16 protein-coding genes and 2 pseudogenes are annotated in these 24,117 nt (G+C 40.7%); 1 reads left to right on the top strand and 17 read right to left on the bottom strand.

Annotated elements, in window-relative coordinates:
- Positions 1 to 103: 103 nt before the first annotated feature.
- From BVH04_RS01425 to BVH04_RS01380, 9 genes and pseudogenes are all read right to left on the bottom strand, one after another.
- Positions 104 to 460, bottom strand: a pseudogene (locus tag BVH04_RS01425) (nuclear transport factor 2 family protein); the annotation flags it as partial.
- A gap of 239 nt (positions 461 to 699) precedes the next feature.
- On the bottom strand, positions 700 to 1,092 hold the full coding sequence (locus tag BVH04_RS01420) for a RidA family protein (RefSeq protein WP_086539554.1): 393 nt from the start codon (positions 1,090 to 1,092) through the stop codon (positions 700 to 702).
- A 134-nt stretch (positions 1,093 to 1,226) separates the two neighbouring features.
- The gene (locus BVH04_RS01415) at positions 1,227 to 1,751 is read right to left on the bottom strand and encodes a YybH family protein (RefSeq protein WP_086539553.1); all 525 of its coding nucleotides are present in this window, start codon (positions 1,749 to 1,751) and stop codon (positions 1,227 to 1,229) included.
- Between the two features lie 212 nt (positions 1,752 to 1,963).
- Complete coding sequence (locus BVH04_RS01410) at positions 1,964 to 2,230, bottom strand: hypothetical protein (protein ID WP_086539552.1); 267 nt, start codon at positions 2,228 to 2,230, stop codon at positions 1,964 to 1,966.
- 646 nt (positions 2,231 to 2,876) lie between these two features.
- Entirely contained in the window at positions 2,877 to 3,917 is a 1,041-nt protein-coding gene (locus BVH04_RS01400; protein WP_086539550.1) for a methyltransferase, read from the bottom strand.
- 109 nt (positions 3,918 to 4,026) lie between these two features.
- Positions 4,027 to 4,884 (bottom strand): SDR family oxidoreductase, encoded by an 858-nt coding sequence (locus BVH04_RS01395; protein WP_086539549.1) that lies wholly within the window; start codon positions 4,882 to 4,884, stop codon positions 4,027 to 4,029.
- Positions 4,885 to 5,409: 525 nt separating this feature from the next.
- Positions 5,410 to 5,934 carry a nuclear transport factor 2 family protein gene (locus BVH04_RS01390; protein WP_240510792.1) on the bottom strand — a complete coding sequence of 175 codons (525 nt, stop codon included), beginning with the start codon at positions 5,932 to 5,934 and terminating at the stop codon, positions 5,410 to 5,412.
- 321 nt (positions 5,935 to 6,255) lie between these two features.
- Positions 6,256 to 8,427 (bottom strand): tetratricopeptide repeat-containing sensor histidine kinase, encoded by a 2,172-nt coding sequence (locus tag BVH04_RS01385; protein ID WP_240510791.1) that lies wholly within the window; start codon positions 8,425 to 8,427, stop codon positions 6,256 to 6,258.
- A gap of 666 nt (positions 8,428 to 9,093) precedes the next feature.
- A complete protein-coding gene (locus tag BVH04_RS01380) occupies positions 9,094 to 15,261 on the bottom strand; it encodes a S8 family serine peptidase (RefSeq protein WP_086539547.1) in 6,168 nt (2,055 codons plus the stop codon).
- A 628-nt stretch (positions 15,262 to 15,889) separates the two neighbouring features.
- Here BVH04_RS01380 and BVH04_RS25345 point away from each other — a divergent pair.
- Complete coding sequence (locus BVH04_RS25345; RefSeq protein WP_169714337.1) at positions 15,890 to 16,057, top strand: hypothetical protein; 168 nt, start codon at positions 15,890 to 15,892, stop codon at positions 16,055 to 16,057.
- Positions 16,058 to 16,106: 49 nt separating this feature from the next.
- Here BVH04_RS25345 and BVH04_RS26540 read toward each other — a convergent pair.
- The 8 genes and pseudogenes from BVH04_RS26540 to BVH04_RS01335 all read right to left on the bottom strand — a co-directional run bounded on the left by BVH04_RS26540 (position 16,107) and on the right by BVH04_RS01335 (position 23,684).
- Positions 16,107 to 16,558, bottom strand: a pseudogene (locus BVH04_RS26540) (sensor histidine kinase).
- 1,399 nt (positions 16,559 to 17,957) lie between these two features.
- Positions 17,958 to 18,179: a hypothetical protein gene (locus tag BVH04_RS01365; protein WP_086539545.1), complete on the bottom strand. Its 222-nt coding sequence runs from the start codon at positions 18,177 to 18,179 to the stop codon at positions 17,958 to 17,960.
- Positions 18,180 to 18,187: 8 nt separating this feature from the next.
- Entirely contained in the window at positions 18,188 to 18,325 is a 138-nt protein-coding gene (locus BVH04_RS26330; RefSeq protein WP_086539544.1) for an ATP-binding protein, read from the bottom strand.
- Between the two features lie 54 nt (positions 18,326 to 18,379).
- Positions 18,380 to 19,474, bottom strand: a complete 1,095-nt coding sequence (locus tag BVH04_RS01355; protein ID WP_086539543.1) for a PDDEXK nuclease domain-containing protein — start codon at positions 19,472 to 19,474, stop codon at positions 18,380 to 18,382.
- 175 nt (positions 19,475 to 19,649) lie between these two features.
- Positions 19,650 to 20,012 (bottom strand): helix-turn-helix domain-containing protein, encoded by a 363-nt coding sequence (locus BVH04_RS01350; RefSeq protein WP_086539542.1) that lies wholly within the window; start codon positions 20,010 to 20,012, stop codon positions 19,650 to 19,652.
- A gap of 11 nt (positions 20,013 to 20,023) precedes the next feature.
- Complete coding sequence (locus BVH04_RS01345; protein WP_086539541.1) at positions 20,024 to 20,326, bottom strand: type II toxin-antitoxin system HigB family toxin; 303 nt, start codon at positions 20,324 to 20,326, stop codon at positions 20,024 to 20,026.
- Between the two features lie 105 nt (positions 20,327 to 20,431).
- Complete coding sequence (locus BVH04_RS01340) at positions 20,432 to 22,588, bottom strand: ATP-binding protein (RefSeq protein WP_140160498.1); 2,157 nt, start codon at positions 22,586 to 22,588, stop codon at positions 20,432 to 20,434.
- Positions 22,589 to 22,610: 22 nt separating this feature from the next.
- Positions 22,611 to 23,684 (bottom strand): two-component regulator propeller domain-containing protein, encoded by a 1,074-nt coding sequence (locus tag BVH04_RS01335; RefSeq protein WP_116116441.1) that lies wholly within the window; start codon positions 23,682 to 23,684, stop codon positions 22,611 to 22,613.
- Positions 23,685 to 24,117: the final 433 nt, after the last annotated feature.

Raw genomic sequence — 24,117 nt, 5'->3', positions numbered from 1 at the left:
TGTGGTAGAATTATTTCTCTTTCCCTTGTAAAATGATTTCAGCGATTAAAAGAGGAGTTGCTCAGGAAACCCACAAAGCGATATGGCCAGCGTTATATGGGTTTTACTTCCCTGTGGCCTCGAGCAATTTTTTCGTATCCACATACTGCTGAAAGGCAACTATTTTCCCGTCTTTCAATATCCAGAAATGGGCAGCTTGCGCATCGTAACTGTTCCCGTTTTTGTGCTTGGCATCATAGCGTAAGGTTGCCAATACCTTATCATTTGACATTTCGTGAAGTTCGATATCCTTCAAGTTAAAATATTCATGTTCCTGCATTATCCGCCCAAAAACGCCATTCAATACCGCGTCAGGCCCTATATAAGGATTACCATCCGCATAGGCATTGCCTTCTGCTTCATTCCAAACTATGTGGGAATCCATACTTCCCAAGACTGTCGGGATATCACCGACAGCAAATGCTTTGTAAAGTCCATAACATGTTCGTAGTTGTCATGTTTCTAATTATTATCAGTTTATTTAATTTTTTATGTATATCCGCTTTTCCGCCAGTAAAGAGGCAAAAGCAAAATAGGATTTGTTTAACTTAAGAATTGAGGTAAACTTCGGTCTTCGGTCTTCGGTCTTCCGACCAGATAAGCAAAGAATATAAGTTGACTTGCATCATTGCGGATAATCATATAATTTTTTGGAATGCATCATTTATGTACTTCCAATTCGATTTCAATCAAAAATTCGGGCAAAGCCAAACCTTTGACCTCAAGCCAGGAGCCTGTGGGGAACTGCTTGGTATAGATGGTGTTTCGGTATCCGGCATGTTCTAAAAATGCGGCCATATCTGTGGTAAAAACATTCTCTACTACCACATCGTCAAAAGTACATCCATAGTGCTTCAATACTTTTTCCAGATCGGCGTAGCAATTTTTCATTTGCTGCAGAAAATCACCCAAGGCGGTGGGTCCTCCTTCATCATCCATGCTGACCGCACCGGAAACTTTGATACTGTTTCCAATCTTCACGGCATGGGTATATCCGTAGGCTTTTTCGACTTCAGGTCTGAGGCTGAAGTATTCTGGTATCCCCTTTTTCATAATGATGCTATTTTTAGTGCCTACTCTAATCGGTTTTCAGCTTCCCCATCCTATTGTTGTAAAAAAATCAGAAACTGAGGAGGTAAAAATATATGCCTCCCCAGCCTTAGACAAAATCTTTTTAGTCCTGGATATTAGTCCTCATCCTCATCACTATTGCTGATATCTCTTACACAGATATATTTGCCATCGCGCTTTTCCCAGATGGCCATATATTTACCGTTGGAAATTACTTTTCCTGAGGCATCCTTTCGAATTGCTTTACCAGTCTCCGTAACTGTGTTTTCAGCACCAAAAACGTCCAATACTTCGTATTTAACACTAGTTCCTTCGGGTCTTTTAGCGAAGCTTTCCTCCATTTCTTTTTGAATGGCAGCTTTACCGACAGCCATGGGGTTTCCGCTTCCCATACTTACAGCATCGTCACTGTAAAAAGCAAGTATTGCATTTACATCCCCTGCATTATCAGCAGCCGCAAAGGCAGTTTCTACTGCCTGAATTTCAGCTTTGATAGCAGCCATGTCAGATTTGGCCACAACCGGCTCAGCAACCATTTCTGAAGAGGCGGCTTCCTGCTTATCAGAGGAGGTGCAAGCAACACTGAAAAGAGAAAGAGCGATACACGCTGAGGCAATTTGGAAATAGTTTTTCTTGTCCATTTTTTTTGTTGTTTAGTGCCTACCCTGATCGGTTTTCGGCTTTTCCATAATTATCTTTTGTATCCATTTTTGTTCTGCCATCATTTTTCCTGCTGAGGACCAAACCTGTGCAATGCAAACCCCATGTTCCTGAAATATGAGATTAATTTTAACGGGGGGTGAATGATATCAGACATGGGCGTCCAAAAGGAATCAGCTCTTAAACCAATCAACTAATAATTAATTTCCATTGACATGGTAATAGGTTCTAAAACGGTGTGCTTATCTTTTATTCCCTGATTTTTTGGGTCATTGATGATAGATTCTAATAATTCCAGATCTGTAACCTCGATCACCAACACGACTGAATTTGGGTTGTCCATGTCCTGAAAAGCCTTGTATCCTGTTATCGCCGGGGCAAAAAGGTCCAACCTATCCTGATGACCTGCTATCCAAGTCTTTGCATCACCTACTTTGTGTCTTGCTACTACTGTTGCCATGTTGTTAGTTTTTAAAATATTTTGCCTTCACTTAAAAGGTTTTTGGCTTCCCCTTAATAATTTTATTCATGATTAAATCTACCTTTTGATTTTTTCAAATGAAACCAATCAAGGACGAAGCAGCTGTTCTTCTGTCCCTATTCACGGGTTTATTTATCGAATGAAAAATTGTTGGATTGGGAATTTTTTCAAATTCATCCCTAGGGTTAATCTTAGGCCGCGTCGCCAGGCAGACCTAATATATCCCGTACCTAAAGGCACGGGTGGGTATGTGTTGATTGTTCGTTTTACCCATATCTTTTCCCTAAAGGGACATTTAGGCATTCTCATTAGATTTGATCTTTTTACCAATATCCAATCCCTAAAGGGACACAGGATGGAGAAAGGCTTTTTTTACGAACAAATTTTAGATAGGCACTGATTTTAAATTCCCAAAAAACCTAAAAAGTTATCCCCTTCAGTCGCTTTAGGGACTTCATATCGGTAGCTATAATAGTGGCGGATGGAAGCCGATATGCATAGTGTTATGTGGTTAATTGTTTACATATGGCATGAATATCCATTAAAGGTTGTATATCTGAAACAAACCGGAACGAACGCACCCGAATATTGTCCCAAACCATCGATTTACTTTCCCGGCCAAGTTTTATTTGAATGCGATAGCGGCACTAGACGGTCCTGCCAGCGGCACTACTTTAGTTGAGGTAAAGCCAGCGGTATTTGCCCAGCCTTTAAAATCACTGACCGTATAGTCAAAACCCTTTCCTGTTTCAATCAGCATATTCAGGCTCATCATTAGACCAAAAGCATTCTTGTTTCTTTCGTCATCAATTATGTTTTCAATTGCGACAAACGCACCACCTTTTGGAAGCGCATCGTAGGCTTTTTTCATCAACATCAGTTTGGTCTCTTCATCCCAATCGTGCAAAATATTTCCCGTCACCAAAATATCCGCCTTTGGAAAGGAATCCTTAAAGAAATCACCGTTGGCAGTTTTAACACGGTCTTGTAATTGAAATTTTTGAATGTTTTCATTTGCAAAGGGTGCTACTGCAGCCAAATCCCAAGAAACACAACTCATGTGTGGCTGATGCTTGGCTACCATTAGAGAAAGTAAAGCACCCGAACCGCCTACATCCACCAATGTTTTATACTTAGAGAAGTCAAAGGCTTGCGAAAAGCCCATGAAGTTACCCATTTGGATACCACTCATCGCATGGATAAATTCTTTCAATTTTTGGGGATCTGAATAAATTGCATCAAATAAATCCCCTCCACTTTTTGCTTCGTTTTGCGGCAGTCCGGTGAGCAGACCTTCTTCCAAAGTTCCCCAGAAGTTGTAAAGACGATTGTTGAGCATTTCCAACATGCCTCCGATGTAGCTTGGCTTGTTTTTGTCTAAGAAAAAATCGGTGTCTTGGTGGTTTGAATACATGGCTGTTTCCAACAAACCATCACGATTGAGAAAACCGAACGTAGTAAGGGCATCTAAATAGTCATATACATTTCGTTCGGTGCATTTAAAACCTAAATGGGTTTTAATGTCGCTAGCCGACATTGATTTCCTTTCGGCAAGTGTTGTGAAGATTTGAAATTTGACAGCGGATAAAAGGATTTTGGAAGCCCAAAATCCTGTGCCGATTTTCATAATGTTTTCAGGCGTGGGATTATTTTCGTTATGTTCCATGGTCTTGTTTAGTCATTGTGCTCAAACAGTTCTGTTTTTTGGACAAGCCTTATATTTTGTTTGATAGTGTATTGCCCAGATCAAAAATTGTCAATTCAAGGAGCTAATTCTACCTCCGTGCATTCATCCCAAAATCCCGCTCAACAGCATCATACCATTCTTCATCAGGCAGTGAATTCCGATCTGTCCATTCCTCATCGGTCATGGACAAACGCCATTGAATAAATGGCAGTGCATCCGGTCCGACAGGATGGCGAAGAATCCATGAATCTCCTGCTGCAAATGCCACAACTGTTTCCGCCACCAAAGTTGCTGGAGTTGGGTTTTTGAGTGAGGCAAAGAAAAGATCAGCCATTCGTTTGGAACTCGGATAGATCGAAACAGACTCTTCTTCAATCTCATGGGCCATATCGGTGTCGATGATTCCTGGCTCTACGATTCCCACACGGATATTGAAGGGCTTCACCTCTTGAGCCAAAGCCTCACTGACTGCTTCCAAAGCAAACTTACTTGCCGAATAGCACCCTAAAGGAGAGCTGGTCAAACGACCCGAAACGGAGGTAATGTTGATTAGACAGCCACTTTTCTGCTCTCGCATAGATGGAAGTACTGCTTGCATGCAGCGAATAGCACCAAAGAAATTGGTTTCAAATACTGCTTTAAAATCTGAAATAGGCATTTCTTCGATGGATCCATTCAATCCTATTCCTGCATTATTAACCAAAATATCAATTCCTCCATTTTCTATGAGTATTTCATCCATACAAGCCTTCACTGAAATATCTGAATTGACGTTCATCTTATGCAGTGTAATGGGAAGGGATTCTACTTCGATTTTCTCAGAAAGACCTGTTGCTTTTTTAGGTGACCGCATGGTTGCGAATACCTGAAAACCTGCTCTGCCAAATGCGAGTACTATTTCTAAGCCTATTCCTCTGTTGCAGCCTGTGACAATTACTTTTTTCATAAGAAATGAAGTTGAAATGGGGTCTTTAACACTGTATTAAAAATTGAAATAGATACGGAGGATATATTCTAAACCTACCTAGCCATTGGATTAAATTTTATGATTGCCATTTCGCTATCCTGAATGGGCCTATTTATGTTCTAAGAATCGAATTGTTAAAAACTTTTATAGTGCTTACATGCGGTAAATCATACAGTGTTGGAGAACCTGCTTCAGACATTCTAGTTGTCTGTAGGGCAGGGGCCACATCGAAAATTTCTTACTGGATAATAAGCTAACTTATTATAAGAAGAGAGGAAATAGGTCTTGGACGAATACCAGCTAAAAATGTCCTAGCATCGTGGGGTTTTTCCCCGGATTTGCGGTGAAGGTTTGAGCCCGTCGCCGTTGGCTCAAATACGCTCCTATTGAGATTGGAGTTTTTTTTTGGCAGGCAGTTTAAACAAAAAATCAACGCTAACTGTAATTTTAAAATTATCAGTAGCATTGATAGAAAAATGTAATCACCCTAGTAAAAAAAATATTCTAGTTGGACGGCGGTTTGATTTCAAACCCTTGATTTCTCAAAATATTTAACATATCATACCAGTAGTTCATCTGCGCAATTTTTCCATTTACCACTACAGAGGCAGTGTGGTAAGGGATGCGTATAGTTTTGCCAGTAACCTTATCTGTGATGGTATTGATTCCCCAACCCAGCACCCATTCGCCTTCATTCCAGTTATTAGTTACTTTGACAGGGAGATAAAGCTCATTAGTTAGCGTATGCTTGTATTGGTTTGTACTTGTGGTATAATATTCCTTATGCTGAGCTTTCGTGAGGGAATCTAATCCACCCCCTAAACCATATACCATGATGTCCGCATGCAGTTGCGCATCCATTTTGGCCACATCACCTGCCTGAAGTGCTTTGGTGTAATTCTGAACAATCTCCATCGCCGTTGCGGCATTTTTAAATTCCAAGGTTACTTCACCTTGCTGAGCTTCTGCGATGATTGGCAGCCAGGCCATAAAAAAGATCAAAATCAGAGTTGCTTTTAACGTTTTCATAATAGTAAAGAGTTAGTGTAAAAATGTTACGCCAATCAATTGAATTTCTACGAAAACAAAAAACTGCTTTGGACGAAGTAACTAATAATATGTCCGGGGCATACTTAATTCTTTCCAAAGCTTTTTTTTAGGGAGAGGTCAATAGCTAGTGGGATAGTGCAAAGAATTGTGGAAAGTATTTTTTATGAGTTTGGGTTTCAGGAACTGGAATAGTGGAATTAGACTTTCTTTGAGAGCCACGGGATCGGCTGATTTTGTAGCAAGGGATTTTAATCTTTGCTAAGAGTCGAATATCAATTGAGTGCCTCCAGACTGATAATATCAAAGCGGTAACAAAATCATAAACTCCGATCCCTCACCTTCCTTGGACTCCACCTTCAATTCTCCCCCATGTGCTTTCACAATATCATAGGATAGTGATAAGCCCAATCCCGTTCCTTGTCCTGTTGGTTTGGTAGTAAAGAATGGCTGGAAGATTTTTTCTTTGTTGGAGTCGGGAACACCGGAGCCGTTGTCGGAGACGGAGATTTTTACAGAACCTGCCCGCCCCCCTGATAGGGGGGAGTAGCTTGTGCTCACCTTGATGGTGGGATTATAATCGGGACCAGCGATTCCTGATTTAGCCTTTTCGTTTACTGCATAGAAGGCATTATTGATCAGGTTAAGGAGCACTCGACCAATATCCTGAGGGACTACTTCGCACATAGGAAGGTCAGGATCTAATTCAGTTATAAAGTTCGCATTGAAATTTTTGTCCTTTGCTCTTAAACCGTTATAGGAAAGTTTCAAATATTTATCTGCCAGTGCATTGAGATCCGTTGGGGTTTTGCTGCCTTCGCTTTTCCGGCTATGCTCGAGCATGCCCTTGACAATGGCATCCGCACGCTTGCCGTGGAGGGTAATCTTGTTTAGGTTCTGAATCACATCACCTATAATCTCCTCCTCAACGGTTTCATTCCTATCACTATTTTCCTTTGACCTCTCACTTTTCAATTCTAACATCAACTCGGCACTCACCTCGGAAAAATTATTCACAAAATTCAATGGATTCTGAATCTCATGGGCAATTCCTGCAGTCAATTCTCCCAAAGAGGACATTTTTTCGGAGTGTATCAATTGGGCCTGGGCAGATTTCAATTGAACATAAGCGGATTCCACGTTTTCCCTTTGGGCATGGATTTCTTCTTTTTGCAATTGGAGTAAGCGGTTAGCTTTTTGCTTACTCATGTTGTTACGGAATAGAGAAATACTTATAATAACAAACATAAACAGCCCTACCAAAGACGCAAAAATGATTATCCTTTGGTTGAAAACTGCAGCGTTTTTTAAATCAGTATCTTTTTGGAGGAGTGCTATTTCTGCTTCTTTTTTGTCCAATTCAAATTCAAATTGAAGCAATAGGATCGTTGTTTGGTTGTTGGATTTTGCTATTTCTTCCTTTTTAGATTTTGCATTGACTCCATTTTCATAGGCGGCCTTATAATCCCCAACAAGGGCTTGTGTCTCTGCCAAATTTATATACACATCCACTAGTTCATCTTTGGCATCAATCTCAATTGCCAGTAATTTGGCTCTTTCCAAAGTATTTATGGCGCCTTCAAAATCCTCTTGCTTTTTTTGCGTCTTTGCCAAACCAATAAGAACTTGAGTCAGTTCGAATTTGGCATCGAATCTCTCGGATATTTCCAAAGCACGCCTGTGAAAGCCAAATGCTTTTTGAAAATTACCAAGTGCGGTATAGATCTCCCCTAGCTGTGTAAGGGGAAACGTGGCGTCAATGGTCTCATCACAAAGTTCCAAAGCCATTTGATGAAAATAAATGGCTGAATCATATTTCGATTCTATAAAATAAACTTCCCCTATATTCATGGCTGCAATAGCCATTCCTGTTTGCTCTTCTATGCCCTGAAATACCTCTAGTGATTTCGTGAAAAAAGTCAAAGCTTCATTTATGGTGCTTCTATTTTCAAGGTAAACTGTTCCGATATTATTTAAGGAAGTTCCTATTCTTAATTTGTTATCGAGTTCTTCTGAAATCTTGAGGGATTCAAAATGAAGCTCCAACGCCTTGCTATTATAACCTACCATAAAGTAAATGGAACCAAGGTTACTTAGCATATTGGCTTCACCAGTTTTATCATTAATCTCACGGAAATACTTCAATGCTTCTGGAAAGTTTAAACTAGCTTCTTGGAAATTGCCTTGTTGGGCATATGCCCTCCCTTTGGCATTGTAAGCATTTGCCAGACCTTTTTTGTAGTTTATTTTTGAGGCTAACTTAATAGCCTCATCTAAATAAAAAATTGACTGCTTGGTATTCGAGCCCATCAATTCCAGCCCCAAATCCAAATAATAGGTAACTTTTACACTATCGTCATTTAGTTTTTTAATAGCAAGCAATAAACTATCAGTCTTGGTAGTTTGTGCCAAACTTCCATTTATAAAAGTAACAGACAATAAAAATATTAGGAGTAGGTATTTAAAAAAATTCATATATCGGTTCATATACCTAAGAAAATGCTAGATTTTTGTCTTGGTTAGATTGGGGATATTCCAAAATTTCATCAAAATGAATTTAAAAATGCCATATAATTGGCCAAAAAACAAACTTGTCCCATCACAAATGGTTTTGGAAGTAAAATAAACTTCGAGGCTGAATGAGTGAGGCGAGCATTGTATTACCCGACTCATTTGGAAGATCGTTTCAGGAAAAAATTTATGCATTTAATCAATCTTATTTTCATTGGTCTTTTCCAACAATTCGAAGATTAATTTCTTACTGGCATACAAATAACAGGTTTTCCATTTCCTGTTTTTCACTCCCGAATCTTAGTTTAAGAGGGCAATAATACTTCAACACTGCCATTAAACAGTTCGACCCGCTAAGCACAGGCTAAAAATGCTCACTATCAAATTTAACAAAATGCAATTAATACCCTCATAAATATTTGACATTGGAACACGGGGATCGAAACCTGAGAAATTATATCAATTTTAATCCCAAAGCTTTCAGGTTAATTGTTTTCTAGTCTTTTGTTTTTCGGTAATAATTGAAATTCAGCACTCGAAGAATTTTTTGATAAAATGGCCTAATTGGGGTAAAACAAAAAAGAATGGAATTCCTTTGCATTCTTTTTTGATATTCCATGGATTTTACACTTACTCTGGTTGTTTGATCACACGGATGGATTTAACACCGGTTAAGGTTTTGATATTGATGATATAAAACCCAACATGCATCTGGGAGAAATCCAACTCCAGACGGCTTTCATTTTCATACCAAATTCTTGACAGTTGATGTATTCTTCCCATTGCATCCATTATCACCAGTGAAGACTCATTAGGTTCTTCTGCAACAAGACCCTTAAGGGTGATATTCAGTCTGTCTTTTACCGGATTAGGATATGCTTTCAATTCACCTGAAACTTCCTCTTGCTGAAGGGTGGGAAATCCTTCTGAAATAGACAATTCGGTGATGGTTTCGCTGGAGAGTGGTTTTGTCCTGGCAGATTCCAGATTGATCACAAGAGGCCGTATTGCTATTGCCTGAGTCGCCCAGTGCTCACTAATTGAAGCGGTGGCACTCAAATCCCCTGTTTGTCCTGGTTCATTTTGAATATAATATGACATCATATTAGAGTTCGAACCATGGTGATAATTAGGATCATCATAAACCTCAATTGTGCCGGATGGTGGCGTCCATGTAGCATTTTTCTTGTTGGTATAGAACATCATTATCATAGTATTGCAAGCAGTGGTGGTCAAGGAAGGTGCCGTGGCAATGAATGCCGGGGATCCTGATGCTCCACTGAACGCAACTATAGGACCATCAGGATGATTGATGTCAGCACCGCTGACTCGGGTTATTCCCATACTCCATTTTGGACCCTGACTGATTCGGAAACAATAATAATCCGGTTCTTTGCTGCTTTTCACCACTTTGTAATAAGTGACCATTGCGACTTGATTCTGCTGATTGACACGTTGGATAAGTACCCAGTTTTTATCCGGAGGAGTCACAGAAGGTGATTGGCCCTTTTCAAACATCACGGCTACAATCAGCAAATCTCCGACTTGGGTATTGGCAGGCCTTTTTATGGTTGCAATAAAACTGTTGTACCATGACCCCTTTGCAGTCTTAAAATTACCGATTTTCGGTGCTTCGTTGAGACATCCTACAATTACCAAAGAACCATATTCAGAACTGGCTGGACTGTAATTTTCATTTCCGGCAAAATTCGCAATTACACGGTATGTACCCGGGAATATAGGAGCTGAAGTTGTGGGACCATAATTAGTTTGACCAGTTCCTTGATATTCTAGACTAATTAGATTTATATCAAGTATATCCTCCATTCCCCCTATTCCCAATGCAAAGGCAGTTGCTTCTACAGGCTCTCCATCAAATTCGAACCTGCCCCCAGTAACTGATACCGTTGGGGTTGCTTTTTCTACCGTTAGCTGACCTCTAGTAATATTACCGACGATATAATTAGAAGGCTCAATCAGGCTAATGATTGGCTTAATCTCATAAATTCCCGCTGAAATCAATCCAATGCATTGGAAAGCTGTCTCATTGATCAGTAATGAATAGTCGACTGATCCAACCACCGATTCTTCGTCATCATCCAGGATCACTTCATTTCCTTCAGGATCAAGGAAACTTGTACTGACTTCAAATCCTTCAAATTCAGTTGTAAATTCCGGTGCTGTATTACCAAAAGCAATCACATCAGGGTTGGCAGCTGTTTTAGCAGTAAGCGTAGCAGGAGTAATAGTGAGGTCTGCTGGCAAATAGGACACAGTAAAGTTCCTGGATTCAAATGTTCCTGGAATAATAAAATGTTGACCTACATCTGATCCCGTCACCATATTTATAGAGAAGAATTCAAGGTTGAAATCATCATCATTTTCACCGATTTCTTCACCGAAGTCATAATATTTTCCGATTGCTGCGTTTTCGCCTTCTTCAGCAAGTTCCAGATCTTTTTCACCAAAAATCACCAAGCTATTATCCTCCACATCTTCTCCTTCACCTTCACTACTATTGATGATTGTCCTTGAATTGATGATGGTTCTTCCATTGATAATCGTCCGGGCATTGATGATGGTGCGCCCATTGATAATGGTGCGTCCATTGACAATGGTTCGTGCATTGACTATAGTCCGTGCATTAATCATTGTTCTGCCATTGATGTTTACAGGTTTAAGTTCCTGATTTTCCTGATCTTCAAGATATTCAAGGAAAGAAGCTCCAGGAACATCAAATGCAGAATTGATTATCGTTCTACCATTGATGAGTGTGCGTCCGTTGATGATGGTGCGTCCATTGATTATGGTACGAGCACTGACCATAAAACTTTTGTTGATAAAACCAGCTTTGTTAATTATAGTACGACCATTAAAAATACCCAAAGGCAGACTATTGTCCCCGGGTTTTTTAGCCAAGGCAAGATCTTGAAAATATTGGGAGAGAATGCCACTTTTCAGCCCTTGAACGTTTTCAATCTTAACCTCTTCTTCAGATCCAATCAAGCCCTCAGGTATAATCACTTCGAATTGCAACGCATCGCTTATTGATTCACCATACACTACAGCAAATTGATCTGTCAGGTCCACCGGCTTGATGGTAATGGGTAATGTTTCTACTGTTATGATTCCCGGGCCATAATTGCCGAACGCATCATTTGTTCCATCATATAAAAGATTTTCATCCTGCTGTACTACGCCTACATAATTGAAAAAGTCTGAGAATGCAAAACCGGTTGGAGCATGAGAAGCTGTTATTACATAAGTACCCACATCTGCCAAATCACCACCAATTGGACTTGATAGTGTAAGTGGTTCTAATGAAGGGTCTTCATTTTCAGGATTTAGAGTAAGACCAACTCCTTCCAAAGTCAGAGGACTTAGCACCCAATTGTTGTCAAATCTTTCATATACACTGGCTGTAAAAGGCTTTAAAACCTGTGCATACTTTTTGGTCACATCATTTGCACGGATAGCGATTGTTTTTTTAACGATATCAAAGAAGAATTCCGGGCCGGCGGTACCACCGTCCAATCCACTGTCTGAAATGGCATTATTAACCACAGTGATTCCGGGATTCCCTTCAAATGGGGGAACCGTTACCTCTAGATAGTCAAATCCCCGATCATCTATTTCGTGGGTGGAACTCAACAGTTCCTCCCGGAAATAAACATTTGAACCTTCATACAAATTAGTCCCGTTAATTCTCAGTTTAAATTCAACTTCACCGGGATTGACATCCGCTCCATAAATCAGTTCTATGTTATCAGGATTTGGCGCGGCGAGTGAGAGTAATGCCCTATCAGCCCGAACAAGTCCGGATCCTGACTTGGTATCATCTCCGGGTTCATGCATGTCTTGTGCAGTAGTTTTTAGTACTCTCCGGATGTCGGCAGGCAAACTGATGCCAACTCCCCCAACCCAATCTGGTGGACCGGTTCCCGGATAATACTTAATACGGGCCTGCTTGACCAATGCCGCAATTGCAGCCGCATGCGGTGCTGCAGATGAGGTACCAAAGAAGTTTGGAAAATCATCATCTTCCAAATTTGGTGCGCCAAAGTTAACGGTGGTATTCACACCATTCGGTGCTGCGAAATCCGGCTTGTTGCGAAGCTCCCCATTGCTAATAGTTCCACCTCTTGAAGAGAAGGTAGCAACAGTGAAAGGTTCGATTCCACTTGGTACTGGGTCAAATTCAAAAACTGATGTATTGGAATAAAGTACTGCGCCTACAGTCATTGCCCCGTCTGCATTGGCATGTCCAAAAATAGTGGACGCATTTATTCCATTCTGATCGTTCGGGTCAAGTTCACCTCTGAAAACAACATACTTAAACTTAATACCGGTATTGGAATCCAAGTCTGTACAACTTTCGCATTCCCTTGCAATTAAAAGATCGATTGTGGTTTCTTCCGAAACGCTAAAGGAAAGAATTTCAATTGGGTCACCATTGGCATTGTTACGGTTGAAGCCAAAGAGGGGAACACCAAAGTCTTTAAGATAAATGTCCAGGTCATATAAGCTACCTATCTGGTCAACTGAATAGAGTGGATCATCCCATTGAAGGGCAATCATGTAAACTGCGGGACCATTTTCCCCCGGAAAGACTTTAATGGATTGAGTAGTATTACCACTACTAAATTGATGGACTCGTCCAAGTCCTGTCCATTCACCACTGTTCAGTGGTAAGTCAATGGACGAATTAGGAACGGGAGTAAATACACCTTCAAAGGATTTGCTTCCAAAATTTCCGGCAGAAGTAAAATATGAAACTCCATTGGCAGCAACTTCATTGACTGCCTTTGCCACCTTGCCATCACTAAAGAAAGGTTCTGTGATGTATGTAATATCATCAACTATAATATCACTTCCCGCTGCAGCCAAGTCGCGGATTCCTTGTGCGAAATCTCCTGCTGTTATCACTCCCGTTCGGAAACCAAGCGTGGCACCCGGGGCTACATCATGGACAATCTGCAGCATCGCGCGACCTTCATCCGTACCAATTCCAAATCGGCTAGGTAAGTCCCTCGAAAAATAGAGGTCTGCAGGCAAATCGCCATTGGATATATCGGTAGCCAATGTATTGACACCGGCATCCGAACGTGTGGCATAGCTATCAGAAAGTACGCCGATTTTAATCCCGGTTCCGTCTATAGGTTGGTCTCCCCCAAAGTGTACATATCCTGCTCTAACGAGGTTAGATCGCATTACTCGGTCACCTTGCGTAGTGGTAGCTCCTTTATTTGGAACACCGGGGATTGCCGGGCGCACGTAGTTGATTACCTCAGAATACTGATTCAAATCCAACAACTTATTTATTGGAATAAATCCGGCGATTATCAAGGAATTAGGGTCTTGTTTTAGTTCCTCTTCAGTTGGAGTAAAGAATCCTAAATCTTCCAGAATTGCTTTGGCTTCAGCAAACTTATCCTTAAAATAGATGACTTCAATCAGAACTTCGTCTCCGAATATGTAGAAGACTTCATTGGTTTCAACGGTTTGACCTCTATTAAAAATTTCATATAGGGCTGAAAGTTCAGCGCCAACTGGTTCATAAACTTTTCCCTGGGAGCATATACCAAAAACCTGCCGGTCATTGACTATAACTGTAAATGTTTCAGTGCTGCAACAACTACCCGTAGATGAAACCTCTATCTCATCGCCATTAGTAACCACTACGTGCTCAGGAGTTTCTACCGCATGACCATTACGTGCAAAAATCAGGTCTCCAAAATCGACTTTGACATAATCATATAAATTTGCAATAGCCGTATTACCGCCATTCTCAGTGCTGCAGAGTACAGCATCGACAACTGACAAAGCAGGAGGGTTGGTAAGGGTGACAGGTAGGCTGCATTGAGTGGGGTAACAAGCCCCTTTGTTGTCTATATCCACTGAAACGGTTCCTGAGCTTGTCCAATTTACTGCGATTGAATTAGTACCTTGGCCTGAGACAATGCCGCCACCTGAAACATACCAAATGTAGTGGTCTGCTCCGGCTACTACCGAATACGTAGTTGAGGCACCAGCACAAACTTCACTGTCTCCATGTATAGTACAATCCATATCAAACTCACTAGCTTCAGAGACATCCTTCACTGAACGGCTCTGGCTTCCTACGGATTTTCCATTTAGTGAAACTACCCTAGTATGGTAGGGAGATCCACTTATGCTTGAGGCAGAATTCCCTTTGCTCCAATCCTTTGCACTGGCAAGGTGACCTCCCCAGGCAATTACAACCGTGTTGTAATATCCTTTACTTTCGCTGGTGGTAAAAGAAATCCTCAATCTGGTGATAGTGCTACTAGCTGATTTCTTTTTCTGCGGGACATATTTTATTTCACCCAATGTCCCGCCATAAATGGCGATTTTCCTTTCATCATCAGAAAGTTGATTAAAACTGGTTGAAGGTTGCGGTATTCCATTTGGTGTCGGTATTGCCCCAAATCTTGGATTACCAGAACTCGGTATTACGTCCTCACAGATTCTGTCGAAACTAGTGATGTAGTCGATAGCGTTTTTGTTATTTTTACGGTTGTCCCATTCAATTTCTACAGTATGTTTTCCAGCCCGCAACTTTGAAATGGTCAAACGATAGGGGATGGACTGCCCTTCAAAGAAATGGCTGTTGCCAGAATTGGAATTTCCGGAAGCCCAGTTTACAGGGCTTACAGGATTTTTATCAATCCCGCCATTCTGGCCTTGCTCCAGTTTGACAGTTTGGGCATAAGAAAAATTTGCTGCAAGTAGCAATACTACCATTATCCTCTTGCCAAATGTGAAGAGTTTTTGCATAAAGTTATTTTTAGTTCAAAGAGTCAAAATACATTTTAAATGTGATAGGGTTTTTGATAAAATATAGAACCCAAAATCTAAGTCGAAAAACTGCTTTTTTTTATAAATAAAATGCAGCTTACTTCTGGTAAAAAACATACCTAAAGTATGAAATTTTTGTCCAAAATATTCATAGTCAACATTTTGGAATACAAGGAAAAACTTTCAATTGAGTTCTTAAATAGAATAACAAGATTAATCCGCTAAAAAATTTAACTTTTTGATTTACAATTTCTTTCTTTAGAAATATGCCATTATTTTAAAATTTATTTTTTTGTAAAAATGCAGGGCTTTATTGGTAATGCTTCGGTAGTTTTTTGTTTGAAAAAGGGTTTCAGGATGAGTGAGCGCTTGTGTTTGATCATGATTGCTAAAAATCAGTTTTGTCCGATTCTCGCTGACTAATCCATGAACTGACACTTTCCACACGGATTCGGAAATCCTATTTAATACCAAGATGCATGACGGGAATACTTGAATAATTTGGACGCCTGGCCATAAACCCCTACACTGAAGGAAGCCACCACTCTATCAAAAAGAATCCTAAAATGCAGCGAGTATTTTCTCGATTTTTTACAACAACAAAAAAATGAACTTTAAAACAATGCTTCTGAAAGATTCGGAAGAAGCAAAAACGCAAAACAGAAAGGTCGGACAGGCAGGTTTCTTGGATGTTAAGTCAGGAAAAGGTTTCGTCAGCTCATTTGTTGTCAGAACTGTCGATGATATCCCCATCAAACGCTTTAAAAAATATTAGTAGACCTTAATCACATAGCTAGATAACAACCTAATTAGCTACCATTTGATCATGGTTTTAATGGAAGTTCTATAATAAATTCGGTACCCATTTCCCTGTTGGAACTGACATGGATATTTCCCCCATGTGCCTTCACAATGTCATAACTCAAACTCAACCCTAATCCCGTCCCCTGACCGGTAGCTTGGTAGTAAAGAAAGGCTGGAAGATTTTGTCTTTGATGGCATCGGGGATGGCGGGGCCGTTGTCTTTTACAGAAATCTCTATTTTGCTGCCCAGGTTTTTGGTGGAGATGATGACGGTGGGGGGTAGACCTTCCAGGTTTCTTTTGTTGTCGCCTACAAAACCTGGAAGGTCTTTCTCCCTGCAATCATAAAAAGCATTGTTGATGATATTCAACAGCACCCTTCCGATATCTTGTGGGATAACAGCGACTTTGGGTAGATTGGGATCGAATTCAGTTTTGAAGTCCGCATTGAAGGTTTTGTCCTTTGCTCTCATTCCGTGGTAACTCAACCTTAAATACTCATCGGCCAAAGCATTGATATCGGTGAGAACTTTTTCTCCAGAGCTCTTTCGACTATGCTCCAGCATCCCTTTCACTATCGCATCAGCCCGCTTACCGTGGTGGGCGATTTTACTCAAGTTCTCTTTGACATCTCTAAGTATTTCGCTGACCAATTCCTCATCTCTAGCTTCTTGGCTCTTGGTTCTTTCCTCCTCGATTTCTCCTATCAGTTCATTGCTGACTTCCGAAAAGTTATTCACAAAATTCAGCGGGTTCTGAATCTCGTGCGCAATGCCTGCAGTGAGCTCTCCGAGCGAAGCCATCTTTTCAGATTGGATGAGTTGGGATTGGGTGGATTTGAGCTCCAGTAAAATAGTTTCGACTTTTTGTTTTTGTTCTTGCAAAACAAGATTCGCTTTTTGCTTTTGCCAGTTGTTGCGGTATAAAATGAACCCGATAATCGAAAGAACGGCAAGCCCTGCCATCATCCCATAGGTTCTGATTTTTGATTGCGTCTGGATTTTTTCCTTCTCCAAATTCTCCAAACGAAGCGCTTCTCCAAGAGATAGTTTTTGAAAATCAGCCAGGTTCTTGATTTTAATTTTATACAAACTGTCTTTGGTTACCAAAGCAAGACCTTGGTATTTGTAGGCACTGTCTGGTTGGTTGTTTAATTTATAGGCGAGGTATAGGTCTTCATAGGCAACTCCCATATCAATTTCCATGTATCCCACTCCCGCTATTGATTTTATTACAGGCGAGTTTTTTACAGCGTAGGAAAGTGCTGAATCCTTGCTATTCTCCATCAGGTAAACCCGAATCAGCCGATGACTTAGGTTTGCTATATCAGCTTGATTGTTTTGTTTATTCGATGACTTCAAACCTTCATAATATTTTTTTTTGGCTTGTACAGTATCTCCTTTTGCTAAGTAGATATCACCAATAGTGAGCATATTATTGCCAACATACCCTTGTGCCAACGGATTTTCTGAAAGCACTTGCGCCACTTTTGCAAAATAAAATGCTGAATCAGGCTGATTCAATTTAAAATAAACGCTTGCCAAATTCATGTTTGATGTCATTTGGCGGTCTGGATGATTGATTTGAACAGCAATTTGTAATGCCTCTTTTAAATGAAGTATTTCCTGTTCAGGATTCTCCGCATTACGCATCAGGCCTCCCAATACATGGTGTGTGGTGGATATAACAATAAGTCTGTTCTTGCCGGGAATAGGATACTGGGTTACTTTCCATTCCTGTACCTCCTCATTTTTGGGGTCTTCCGCAATCTTTAGAGCCTGCAATAAGTGCTGGAACGCTTCTGAATATCCGCCCATAGCGTTATACTGATACGCTTTGCTTGTTAAAGCAGCTGCTTCAGCTAGCTTCATATTATTTTTTTTTTGCAAGGGTTAAGCGTTGCTCAACATAAAAAAGAGCTGAATCTCTATTAGCTTCAATAAAATATAAGTATAGATTATATGAGGCGTTATGCCGGGCTGAATCTGTCGTTGCCGTTTGCAAAATATTTCGCAGGCTATCGAGCTTGCTTTGCTGTGCCTTTGCAATGAAAGGGAGTAGAAGAAATAATGCGATTTTCAACAGTGTTTTCATAATCTTTTTTAAGCTGTTGGTAATTGTAGAATGAATGTCGTTCCCTCGCATTCCTCAGTCGCCGCCTTTATTCCCCCCCCATGCGCCTTCACAATGTCATAACTCAAGCTCAATCCCAATCCTGTTCCTTGCGCGGTTGTCCCGATAGCTCGGGAGGGGGGAGAAGAGTTGGAAGATTTTGTTTTTCATATTTTTGTAAGCTATTTTTCGTTTGCCAGTTTTTGTTCAATCTCTTCAATTGTAGGCAAAGAACTTTTTACATCCGCCGGCAACATTTCCGTTAACCTGTATTCAGAAATGCCAATTGGTTTTGAAATATCTTTCAAGGCGTATTCTACCATCAGTTTATCTTTTGTTTTGCAGATCAGTAAGCCAATACTTGGTTGGTCGAGTTCGGTTTTCAGTTGGGCGTCAACAGCGGAAAGATAAAAATTGAGCTTGCATACAAACTCGGGCTCAAAGTCAACAACCTTTAATTCAATCACCACATACGAACGGAGTTTTATGTGGTAAAAAAGTAAATCAATCGCAAATTCTTTTTCAGATACCACAATAGGATATTGCCTGCCGATGAATGCAAATCCCATCCCCAATTCGAGCAGAAATTTGGTAATATTTTCAATCAATGCATTTTCTAAATCTTTCTCACGGTGATTGTCTGCCAGTGTAAGAAAGTCAAACAAATAAGGGTCTTTGAAAGATTGCTGAGCCAAATCTGAGAAGGGTGCAGGTAAAATTTCTTTAAAATTTGATTGGGTAATGCCTTTTCTTTCCAGGTACTTTGATTCAATTTGATGTACCATCACATCTCTCGACCATCCATTTCGGGCAGTTTCTCCAATGTAGCAAAGGCGCTGTTGATTGCCTTTTACTTTATCCAATAAAGTGATGTGATGGTACCAGGTAATTTGTGCAAGTGTGCCTTGCACAAATTCTCCATCAGGGTAAGATCCGGCAAAAGCCCTCATGTATTTTAAGTTCCGAACAGATAATCCTTTCATATCAGGAAATGCTTCTTTGAGGTCTGAGGAAAGCCTGTCAATAATTTTTGCGCCCCAGCCTTCTTCAGATTGTTGCTGCAAAATGGTGTTGCCTATTTGCCAATAACTCTTAAGCAGGACCGCATTGGCTGATACAACAGTCTGAAGCCGGGCAAGACGGATTTGGCTTTTGAGTTTTTCAAGTATTTGTAAATAATATATTGCTATACAAATAGTCTGATAATAAAGGTTGTTCCTGCTTGTCCTGCATGCTTGCCTTCCTCTTTTTGGGTCTCCACTAATATCTCCCCCCATGCGCTTTTACAAAATAATAAGATAACGATAATCCCAATGCCGTTCCTTTGCCCGGTAGGCTTGGTCGTAAAGAAAGGTTGGAAGATTTTATCTTTGATTCATAACTGTAGGACGGGTTTATTGAGGTAGGACGGGTTTAAAACCCGTCTAAAAATACCTAAACCCGTCTTACAATTCAATAGGACAACAACGTTTCTGCAGGTATGCCAAAGTTTTTGTAAAGTGCTTTGATCATTTTGAGAGTTAAAGGCTTCTTTCTGTTCAAGACCTCTGACACCCTTGATTTTGTGCCAAAATACTTAACCAGGTCTTTTTGAGTTAAGCCATTTTCTTCCATTTTATATTTTATTGCCTCTATAGGGTCAAGATGTGGAATCGGGTAATGTTCGTCTTCGTATTTTTCAATAACCAATACAAGTAACTCAAAAATGTCACCCTCTTTCGTGTTGGGTTTTGCGTTCCAAACCTTTTCTAGTTCCTTCAAAGTAGCTCTGTACTCCACTTCGTTTTTTATGGGCTTAATTTTAAAATCTTCCATGTCTTACTTTTTTAATAAAGTTCTATCGTCTTTGCATCAATCTTATCGTACTCTTTATGCGTACCTACAAATTTTACCCAGCAGGTTTTAAACTCATAATTGAAGGCGACTATTAGTCTATATTTGTTGCGTGCGATATTAAAAACTATTCTTTCATTACCAATATAGTCTGCCCCTTTAAAGTCCGCAATTACCTCCTGCGGCGTATTGTAATTAGAAAAACTCATTTTTTCATACCAAAATAGTAATCCAGTTTTCGACTCCGAGTAGGTTTCCCAACAGTTTTTTAAAGTGCTTTTAGCCACTATTCTCATAAGTTTATAAATATACTAAAAGTTCCAATATTTGGAACAAAGATATTTAATTTTGGGCTACATTCGAAAAACCCTCTATCATAATGATATTCAATAATTTAAGATTTATAGGATAGGTAATAAAATATAGAACACGGTTCCTGTGTTTCCGGAGTGAATGCCATCATAATCCTGGGACTCCACCGTCAACTCCCCACCATGCGCTTTTACGATATCATAGCTGAGTGAGAGTCCAAGACCTGTTCCGCTTCCCGGCGGCTTGGTAGTAAAGAAAGGCTGGAAGATTTTTTCTTTGATGGCGTTGGGGATGCCGGGGCCGTTGTCGCTTACTGAGATTTCTATTCTGTCGCCAAGGTTCTTGGTGGAGATGGTGACTAGAGGTTTGAAATGTTCCAGATTTTCCAGGTTTTGAAAACCTGGAAGGTCTTTTCTGCTTCGTTCATTCACAGCGTAAAACGAATTATTAATCAGATTCAGCAATACTCTTCCAATATCCTGTGGAATGACTTCCACTTTGGGCAAACTGGGATCTAGGTCTAATTCAAAGTCCGCATTGAAGCTCTTATCCTTTGCTCTCAGGCCATGATAAGAAAGCCGCAAATACTCATCTGCAAGTGCATTGAGATCAATGGCTACTTTTTCACCTGCGCTCTTGCGGCTATGCTCGAGCATTCCTTTCACGATGGCATCTGCTCGCTTGCCGTGGTGGTTTATTTTGGAGAGGTTTTGCTTGATATCAGTGGAAATTGCCCTTGCCTCTTCAATACCCCCTTTATCCAGTTCCTCGTTCAATTCATCAATAAGCTCATTACTTAATTCCGAAAAGTTGTTCACGAAGTTTAATGGGTTTTGAATTTCATGGGCAATGCCTGCCGTGAGTTCTCCCAAACTTGCCATTTTTTCGGATTGTATTAATTGGGATTGGGTGGATTTGAGGTCGTTCAGGGATTTTTCAAGCTCCGAAGTGCGTAATTCAACCTTTTCTTCCAAGCGGCGGTTTTCGGACTTGAGTTGTTGGGAGCGCCACTTCACGATCGTGGCAATCAAAGCAAACAGAAAAAACGCATACAACGAATAAGCCCACCAGGTGGCGTACCAAGGCGCAAGGACAACGAAGGAATAGCCCGCTTCTTCGCTAATTCTTCCGGTGAATGCCTTGGCCCTTACTTTAAAAGTGTATGTACCGGGAGACAAGTTGGTATATTCCTTAAACTTGTTTTCATTCCAATCCACCCAGTCGCCTTCGAAGCCCTCAAGGTAGGTCTGGTAGGTCGTTTTCTTTTCATCTTCAAAAAATGGGGCCGCAAACTCGAAGCGATACGAATTTTCTTTCCGCTCCTCGATTGCCACTCCTTTGACTCTGCCATAGCCAATCAGCGGGAGCGTATCAGTCTTGGTCTCTATCCTGCGGATCAGCGTAAAAAATTCCTTGGCTAACTGATTCTCCTTTTTGGGATCGTAGCGGATGAGGCCTCTGGGCGATCCAAACCACATAATACTGTCCTCATCTATAAAGTCCACTTGCGACAAATAAGGGGCAATAGCATTGGGTTTTTCGTCTTTGACATACTTCCCATCCGAATTGCGGGTGAGTAGGTGTTTCTTTAGGTCTTTGGATTGGTACCAGACTAAGCCTGATTTATGCTGATTAAAATCAAACAATTCACTTTCAACAGCACTGAATTCCTCAGCGGTGACAAATTTCTCCTCCTCAGAATATTTCTGCATTTTTTCCCCATCAAAAATAAAAAACTCCCCGTCAACCATCGAGTATGTAGTTATTGAATTGTCAACGTCAAATGACTTTGTTTTTATTTTGTTCAGGTTAACTGTTTCCAATCCGAGCGCTCCTTGGCTCAGGATAATGAGTCCTGCGGTTGACGACAAAAAAAGATTTCCATTCCCCAAATCTAAAATGAAATCTATACCTTTCTTGTCAGTATTTGGAGCTTTCCCTATGTATTCCCAAGGAGTCTCTGCGCTCAGGCCCCTTTGATAGACCAATAACCCGCTTGTCGAACTTACAAAAAGTTGGTTGGGGCTGCTTTTTGGGATCAAGGCCAAAAAGGAACGGCTGCCATCTTCTGGACCATCCAGGAGAATGCTGCGGTCTCCTCGGAGCACTTGCAATTGATTCCCGGGAATGATCAAATCGGTACCGTCTCTCACCAAGTCATATAATACTCTGGTATTGAGCTCTGATCTTGGCTGAAAGGATTTTGCCTTGGGATCAAATGCTATCAGGCCTGCTGTTGTTGCCAAATAGAGCTCTTCCCCCTTTTTTTCAATGCTGTTTATACCGGGTAACTCCTGACTCCTTACCAAAACGCAGGATAGGAGAATCTATGTCTATCCGCGCAATTCCGTCCTCTGTCGTCACCCAGAGCCCTCCTGTCTGATCCAGGAAGAGGCCATTGACCACGTTGGATGGCAAGCCCTGAGCGGCAGCAACTTTTTTAAGTATTTTACCTTGGGGGCTCATCATGACCAGTCCGCTCCCTGATAATCCCACTAGTATATTTTCTTTATACCGAATTGCTGAACTAAGCTGGAAACCCTCTTCCATCAAATCATCCAGTTCCGTGGCAAATGGCCTTAAGGTGTTTCCCTCATAGGAATAAAAGCCCGTGCCTCGTCCTCCAAGCAGGAGAGCACGGTCTTCTTTTCCGGGAAATGGGAGCACGAATGGTAAAGGATCTTTGCCAAAAATCGCGGTGTTTGGTAACAATTGCAGGTCGTCCCCTTCGAGTCGAAATAACCCCTTTTCAGTCTGACGAACAAAGTACTGATCATCTACTAAATAACCCCGTAAAAACCTGGTTTCTGTCGGCCAGGATTTTAAGGACTTCAGCTTTAACTCAGCATCAAGCTCCACACGAATGAGATGATTTATAGTCTGAAGAAAAACATACCCATTTATGCAATGAACGCTAAAAAATGCGTTTCCACTAAGTTCTTCAGGGATAATTTCAATAAGGGAAATGACTTTGGTCTCCCCGGTGGAGGAAGTTTCCAGGTAGCCAAAGCCCACACCAGCATAGAATATCCTGCCCTTGGTATCTTTGGCAAATCCATGTATTCCTTGTACTTCAGTATTTTTAAATAAAGATCTCCAGGAGACGCCATCATATTCATGTAATCCCAAATTAGTTCCAAAATACATCAGCCCCTCTTTACTTTGTATGGCAGCACGGACAAGTGGGTCTCCCCCATAGTCCTCAGCGGTATAGGTGGTGATGGGCAGTCTTCCGATCTCCTCATACACTGATTGGGCTGATACGTTTGTGGCAGAAAAAGCCAAAAACAAGAGCATAAGAAAAAAACGTCCGAAGTGGGTAATTGATAACTTTAAAGTCATGTAGTCGCTGTTTACTATTGTGGAACCCGTTGAATTTGAAACATTACAATATAATATTTTATCGATTTCATTTTTTACAATTAAAAACTATTTGCGATCCCTAGTTAAATGCACCGAACCTATGGTTCTCTGCGGTTACTTTTTCGTTTCCTTGCAACGGATTAAAATTCGTTGTTACAATATTTGCAGAACCTCCGGTTCTGGCTAAGTGAAAGCCTTAGGCTTGACATATTTTTTAACTAGGAGTTTTAAAACCCCTAGCATACTTTGGGGAAGGTCCATGGAGTGCCGTAGACATGATGCATAGCTTACAAAAATGTGGCTTTCAGTATTTTTCATTTGATCTTTTATATGCACCGAACCTATGGTTCTCTGCGGTTACTTTTTCGTTTCCTTGCAACGGATTAAAATCCGTTGTTACAATATTTGCCGG

This window comes from Algoriphagus antarcticus (assembly GCF_002150685.1).
In the GTDB taxonomy this organism is placed as follows: domain Bacteria; phylum Bacteroidota; class Bacteroidia; order Cytophagales; family Cyclobacteriaceae; genus Algoriphagus; species Algoriphagus antarcticus.
The sequence above is the reverse complement of the archived record's forward strand: the minus strand, read 5'-3'. Positions and strand labels throughout refer to the sequence as shown.